Genomic DNA, 2466 nt, shown 5'->3' with positions numbered 1-2466 from the left:
TGATGGATGGAGCTGTGGCGGCCCTGCCAGTAGAGCGGTGGTTTGGCCGTCGAGACAAGAGCGGCCCATCCACGCCCGTTCAAGACACCGCTTCACCCTTGTGCCACCATCAGCCACTGCGGTTCGGACGGAGAATCGAAGCACCCCCCCTGCGGGCGGCTGCCCGCGGCCTGAGCGGACATGTTTCCCCGGCGGCGCCGGCGCAGCAATTTGAAGAGGGCGAGACCACGCTGGTGCTACTGATAAAGATTGCCTCGGCGCCGAAGACCCCTGATACGTCGGAGTATTGGCAGGTACATTGTTCCCATGGCCAGCGAAGCAATGACCTTCACCGTCGACGGCCCCGAAGGCCCCCGGGAAATGCGCATCTCAAGCCCTTCGCGTGTGCTTTGGCCGAAACTGGGCCTGACGAAACTGGATCTCGCCCGGTACCTGGTGGCGGTCAGCCCGGCGTTCCTCGCCGCAAATGGCGACCGCCCCGTCTCGCTCCAGCGTTTCTCCGGCGGCATCGATGGCGACCAGTTCTTCTCGAAGAATCCACCCAAGGGCAGCCCGGACTTCGTCCGTTCCGTACCGGTCACCTACCCGAGCGGCCGCTAGATCGCGCAAGTGGTCCTCGACGAGCCCGCGGGCGTGGTGTGGGCTGCGCAGATGAACACGGTCGTGTTCCACCCCTGGGCCTCCCGTGCCGGAAACACCGACAATCCCGACCAGCTGCGCATCGACCTCGATCCCCAGCCCGGCACCGGGTTCCCCGAGACGGTTCCAGTAGCCCTTGAGCTCCGGTCGGTCCTCGCGGAGGCGGGCCTGACGGCGTTCATCAAGACGTCGGGCAACCGGGGGCTTCACGTTTTCGCACCGATCGAACCCACCCATGAGTTCCTCGACGTCCGGCATGCCGTCATTGCGGCAGCCCGCGAACTGGAACGCCGGATGCCGGACACGGTGACCACCGCATGGTGGAAGGAGGAGCGGGGCGGAAAGATGTTCGTTGACTACAATCAGGCCAACCGCGACCGCACGATGGCCGGCGCCTACAGCCCGCGTCCGCTACCCCACGCACCGGTCTCCTGCCCACTCGAGTGGAATGAACTGGGCGCTGCCGACCCAGCGGACTTCACACTTGCAACGGTTCCCGGCCGCCTGGAGGAAAGAGGAGATCCGTGGGAATCCATGCACGATTCCCCGGGAAGAATTGACACGCTGCTGGAGTGGTGGAACCGGGACCTCGACGCCGGTCTCGGGGAACTGGCCTTCCCACCCGACTATCCGAAAATGCCGGGTGAGCCGCCGCGCGTCCAGCCGAGCCGCGCGCGCAAGACCCAGTAGGAAGATCCGGTAGGCCGACGGTCGGGACGCGCGGCGCAGACCACCAACGCCGGTCGGAAGGTCTCCGGTCGGTAGACTTGCCGCATGCCCAGGAACGAGCCCTTCCGCACCGCGGTGGTCATCGAAGACGACGACGACGTCCGCGACCTTCTCCACACCGTGCTCACCGGCTCAGGGTTTCGGGTCCACACAGCTCCAGCGGGCCTCGCGGGCGTGCAGATGGTTCGGCGGCTCCAGCCCGACGTCGTCACCCTCGACGTAGGGCTGCCCGATATCGACGGCTTCGAGGTAGCCCGCCGGATCCGCGACTTCTCCTCCACGCTGATCGTCATGCTGACGGCGCGGTCCGACGCTGACGAAGCCCGCGGTCTCGAGGCCGGAGCCGACGCCTACCTGCACAAGCCGTTCCGGCCCTCCGAGCTCAGGATGCGGATCGAGGAGGGGCTAGGACGCCGTCTGCAGTCCGGCCCGAACGGCTAGGCAGACGATCTTCCAGGAACGGATCCGGTTGCCGGGAAAGCGGACACCGGATTCGTCGTCCTAATCGTCGCCGTCCTCGTTCTCCTCGCCCTGGGAGTCGTCTCCTTGGTCGGTGTCGATGCCGTCGCGCTAGTCGTCCTCGTCCTCGTCGTCGTTTTCCTCCCCTTCGTTCCCGTTCTCCTGCTGCTCTTCCTGCTCGATCTCATCAGAAGGAGCATCCTCCTAATTCGGGTTGTCGCAGCCGGTGAGGAACAGGGCAGTTGCAGCGAGGAGGGCAACGGAGTGCCGAAGCAATTTCCCGGACATGTTCTTTCCCTTCGGAGACGTGTCTCTCACCGTAACCGGTGTTCAAAAACCACGGCAAGGACAATGTCGTAGGTTTCGACGCCTTGCCAGCGCCGGAAAGAGCAGGACTGGAATCAGGCGCTGCTGTCCCGAAGAAGGTTGGTGATGCGCGCGGTGGAGAGCCGGCGGCCGTCGTCGTCGGTCATGACCACCTCGTGCGTGGTCAGGGTGCGCCCCAGATGAAGCGCAGTGGCCGTGCCGGTGACAGTTCCCGCCGCGATGCCGCGGTGGTGGGTTGCGCTGATTTCGATGCCCAGGGCCTGGCGCCCGGGGCCGGCGTGGATGCCGGCGGCGAACGAGCCGAGCGTTTCG

2 protein-coding genes and 1 pseudogene are annotated in these 2466 nt (G+C 65.7%); 2 read left to right on the top strand and 1 reads right to left on the bottom strand.

The genetic code is table 11. The features are described 5' to 3' along the window. Positions 1-306 precede the first annotated feature (306 nt). Positions 307-1329 (top strand): annotated as a pseudogene (ligD, locus tag Y705_RS0103155) (non-homologous end-joining DNA ligase). 84 nt (positions 1330-1413) lie between these two features. Beyond that, a complete protein-coding gene (locus Y705_RS16970; RefSeq protein ID WP_049822192.1) occupies positions 1414-1809 on the top strand; it encodes a response regulator transcription factor in 396 nt (131 codons plus the stop codon). A 419-nt stretch (positions 1810-2228) separates the two neighbouring features. Here Y705_RS16970 and Y705_RS16965 read toward each other — a convergent pair. After that, positions 2229-2466 (bottom strand): hotdog fold thioesterase (locus Y705_RS16965; protein ID WP_155849886.1); only part of this gene is annotated, 238 nt, incomplete at its 5' end.

Source organism: Arthrobacter sp. H41 (genome assembly GCF_000520535.1).
Lineage (GTDB): Bacteria > Actinomycetota > Actinomycetes > Actinomycetales > Micrococcaceae > Arthrobacter_D.
Note: the sequence above shows the minus strand (reverse complement) of the source record. Positions and strands in the feature narration are given on the sequence as shown.

What these genes read in the sequence shown, in the direction of transcription:
- Y705_RS16970 (WP_049822192.1), top strand. Translation starts at nt 1,414, where the DNA reads ATGCCCAGGAACGAGCCCTTCCGCACCGCGGTGGTCATCGAAGACGAC.